This window comes from Streptomyces ipomoeae 91-03 (assembly GCF_000317595.1).
In the GTDB taxonomy this organism is placed as follows: domain Bacteria; phylum Actinomycetota; class Actinomycetes; order Streptomycetales; family Streptomycetaceae; genus Streptomyces; species Streptomyces ipomoeae.
The window spans coordinates 1-3,417 of sequence record NZ_AEJC01000184.1 but is presented as its reverse complement, the minus strand read 5'-3'; the positions used below and the strand labels follow the sequence as shown (position 1 = coordinate 3,417).

The 3,417-nt window shown below is 68.8% G+C and carries 3 protein-coding genes and 1 tRNA gene; 2 read left to right on the top strand and 2 right to left on the bottom strand.

The features are described 5' to 3' along the window. Positions 1-118: 118 nt before the first annotated feature. Positions 119-1,198, bottom strand: a complete 1,080-nt coding sequence (locus STRIP9103_RS12045) for a hypothetical protein (protein WP_009308851.1) — start codon at positions 1,196-1,198, stop codon at positions 119-121. A gap of 200 nt (positions 1,199-1,398) precedes the next feature. Between STRIP9103_RS12045 and STRIP9103_RS12040 the strand changes: the two genes are divergently transcribed. Then, complete coding sequence (locus STRIP9103_RS12040) at positions 1,399-2,055, top strand: SDR family oxidoreductase (protein WP_048820135.1); 657 nt, start codon at positions 1,399-1,401, stop codon at positions 2,053-2,055. A gap of 473 nt (positions 2,056-2,528) precedes the next feature. Here the strand turns inward: STRIP9103_RS12040 and STRIP9103_RS12035 are convergent. Then, positions 2,529-2,610: transfer RNA gene (locus tag STRIP9103_RS12035), tRNA-Tyr, on the bottom strand. Positions 2,611-2,857: 247 nt separating this feature from the next. Between STRIP9103_RS12035 and STRIP9103_RS12030 the strand changes: the two genes are divergently transcribed. Further along, entirely contained in the window at positions 2,858-3,346 is a 489-nt protein-coding gene (locus tag STRIP9103_RS12030; protein WP_009308853.1) for a YajQ family cyclic di-GMP-binding protein, read from the top strand. Positions 3,347-3,417: the final 71 nt, after the last annotated feature.

Below are 3,417 nucleotides of genomic sequence, written 5' to 3'. Positions count from 1 at the left end.
GTGCCCGGGCTTGCGCCAAAGCACCGGATGGCCGGTACGGGCGAGCGTGCTCCACGCGCGCGTGCCCGGTGTGAGCGGGTTGGTCGAGCCGGTGTGACCGGGTTGACCAAACGTTTGGTCAGACGCCCAGCATTCCGCTGCCGAACGGGCCGCCGAACTTGTCGACCGGCATTTCCGTGGCGCCCTTGGGCGCGCTGATGTCGCCGGCCTTCTTGTCGAAGGTGAGGACCAGCGGGGCCTTGGCGCCCTTCGGGTCGTCGGCGAGGACGGCGAGGTCGGTCTCGATGCGGGTGAGGTCGCCGTTCTTGATGGTGAAGTCGACGGCGACGTTCTTGTTCGGGGCGTCCTTGAGGTCCTTGGCCGTGGGGAGTTCGGCACCCGGCGGAAGGCCGTCCTTCAGGGGCTGGAGCTTGTCGAAGACGCCGGTGAGCAGGTCGCGGAAGTTGGCCTTGGCCGTGATGACCTCGGCGCCGTCCTTGCCCTCCTTGGTCTTGAAGCTGACCTCACGGGCGACGACACCGCGCACGGCGTCGAGGACCTTCTTCTGGGTCTTGGCGTCGAGTTCGCCGGAGCCGTGCGAGCCGGAGCCGGCCCCCGCGTCCCCGGTGGCGTCCTCCAGTTCGGAGGTGTGGACCTTGACCCACTCGCCCTCGAACAACGGCCGCAGATGCTGCTCGCTCTCCGGGAGTTGGTCGAGTTCGTCGGCCGTCGGCAACGGCACGCCCATCGCCTCGCCCATGGCCTGCATGTCCGAACGGAAGTACGTGTAGCCGCCGACGACCCGGTACTCGACCAGCACTCCGTCATCGCCCGAGACCTTCATGCCGACGCCGACGATGTCCTTCTCACCGGAGTCGGCCAGCGGCTTCTTCGACTTGACCGACACATCGACGCGCATGCCGGTGAGGAACTCCACCATCTCGGGCGGCACTTCCTCGGAGTCCTCGCCCGCCAGCGCGGTGAGGTCCTCCGGGTCGGCGTCGAGCCGCATCCCGAAGGCCAGCGACTTCTGCTCGCCGAGCCGCTCGACGGCGTTGTCGACCTTCTGCCCCGCGGTGAGGTTCTGGACGGTGCCGCACGCTGCCACCGTGGCGAGTACGGCGGCGGCGCAGCCGACCCCGGTGACGGTGCGACGGATGACGGGCGCCCCGGCGGCGGATGCGCGCGCCATGGACGTACGTACGACGGATGTGCGCATGACGGTGATGACGTCCCCCTGTGATCTCTGCGCTCGCCGGCACGGCGAACACTGATGAGACACCCGAGGCACCCAAATGGTTGCGCGACGAACAGACGTTGCGCGCGGGACGAACGGAGTGGCGAGAAGGTGGCTGCGCCAGGTGCGGCCCGAAGAAGGCCGCGCGGCGGAGGCGCCCGTTCGGGCGTACGGTCGGAACCATGCGCATTGTCATCGCTGGAGGTCATGGTCAGATCGCGCTGCGGCTGGAGCGGCTGCTCGCCGCGCGCGGATACGAGGTCGCGGGCATCATCCGCCGCCACGAGCAGACCGACGATCTGCGCGCGGCCGGTGCCGAACCGGTGCTGTGCGATCTGGAGTCGGCGTCGGTCGAGGAGGTCGCCGCGCATCTGCAGGGCGCGGACGCCGCCGTGTTCGCGGCGGGCGCCGGTCCGGGGAGCGGGGCGGCCCGCAAGGACACGGTGGACCGCGGCGCCGCGGTCCTGTTCGCGGACGCGGCGGTACGGACGGGTGTACGGCGCCATGTGGTCGTGTCGTCGATGGGCGCGGACCCGAAGCACGAGGGCGACCAGGTCTTCGACGCCTATCTGCGGGCGAAGGGCGAGGCCGACGCGTATGTGCGGGGCCTGGACGCCCTGGACTGGACGATCCTGCGCCCCGGACAGCTGACGGACGACGCCGGCACCGGTCTCGTCCGTCTGGAGGCCGCCACGGGCCGCGGCCCGATCCCCCGCGACGACGTGGCCGCCGTACTCGCCGAACTCCTGGAGACCCCGGCCACGGCCGGCCTGACCCTGGAAGTGATCAGCGGCTCGACGCCGGTCTCGGTGGCGGTGAAGTCGGTGGCGGGCAACTGATGCCCGGGGGGTGGCACTTCGTCGAGTCGGCTTGAGGGGTCGGCGTCAGAGGGGTCGGCCGGTCTCAGAAGGGCGGCCCCGCAGGGGCGGCTTCAGAGGGGCGGCCTCAGCTGGTCAGAAGAGCGGTAGCTGCCCGGGGAACTCCGGGACGACGTATCCGTCGAGCGCGGGCTGGACCACCCCGAACTGGGCCGGTCTGCGCGACCCGGGACACGACACGAGCTCCCCGTTCGCCCCCGGCGGATCATGCCGAGCGAACCGCCCCGCCACGACAGCAATCTCACGACGGCACTCGGGGCAGTTCCTACGACGCGATGACATGCAGCCAGTGTGCCTCGCACCCGACGGGCGCCCCATGGCCGCTGTACGCACCCCCGCATCGGCATCCGCCGCCACAGCCGAACGACCGTGGCCGGACACGAAGAAGCCCCCTCCGTGCTGCTCTCGCAGTCCGGAAGGGGCTTCCCTCCATGTGGCGGCGCCAGGATTCGAACCTGGGTAGGCTAAGCCGACGGATTTACAGTCCGCTCCCATTGGCCACTCGGGCACACCGCCTGGGATTGGCCGCCCTTCGAACCGCTTTTCGGCGGTGCTCCGTGGCGACGACGTAAACGATACCTGATGCACAGGGGTGCTCCGCCACCTGATTGATCAGCACTCGGAGGTGGCGGGGTGGCTAGGCTTGTCCGGATGCGGCCCGGGGCCTAGGACCGGGCCCGGCGGTCGTTTTTCGCGCGCGCCGATATGCATCCGAATGGTCCCGACACGCCCCCCGATACCCCGATACAAGGAGCCACAGGACATGGCCGACTCCAGTTTCGACATCGTCTCGAAGGTCGAGCGGCAGGAGGTCGACAACGCCCTCAACCAGGCCGCCAAGGAGATCTCCCAGCGCTACGACTTCAAGGGCGTCGGCGCCTCGATCTCGTGGTCCGGCGACAAGATCCTGATGGAGGCGAACTCCGAGGACCGTGTGAAGGCCGTCCTCGACGTCTTCGAGTCCAAGTTGATCAAGCGTGGGATCTCCCTGAAGGCCCTGGACGCGGGTGAGCCCCAGCTGTCCGGCAAGGAGTACAAGATCTTCGCGTCGATCCAGGAGGGCATCTCCCAGGAGAATGCCAAGAAGGTGGCGAAGATCATCCGTGACGAGGGCCCGAAGGGCGTCAAGGCTCAGGTCCAGGGCGACGAACTCCGCGTCAGTTCCAAGAGCCGCGACGACCTGCAGACCGTGATCGCCCTCCTCAAGGGCAAGGACTTCGACTTCGCACTGCAGTTCGTCAACTACCGGTAGTCGCCGGTGCGTTGTCGGCGGTGGCCGCCGCCGACGATCGACTGCGGTGGGTCGTATGTCATATGCGGAAG

Bases quoted from the DNA above. Each gene is read 5' to 3' on its own strand.
- STRIP9103_RS12030 (WP_009308853.1), top strand. From the start codon at position 2,858: ATGGCCGACTCCAGTTTCGACATCGTCTCGAAGGTCGAGCGGCAGGAG.
- STRIP9103_RS12040 (WP_048820135.1), top strand. From the start codon at position 1,399: ATGCGCATTGTCATCGCTGGAGGTCATGGTCAGATCGCGCTGCGGCTG.
- STRIP9103_RS12045 (WP_009308851.1), bottom strand. From the start codon at position 1,198: ATGCGCACATCCGTCGTACGTACGTCCATGGCGCGCGCATCCGCCGCC.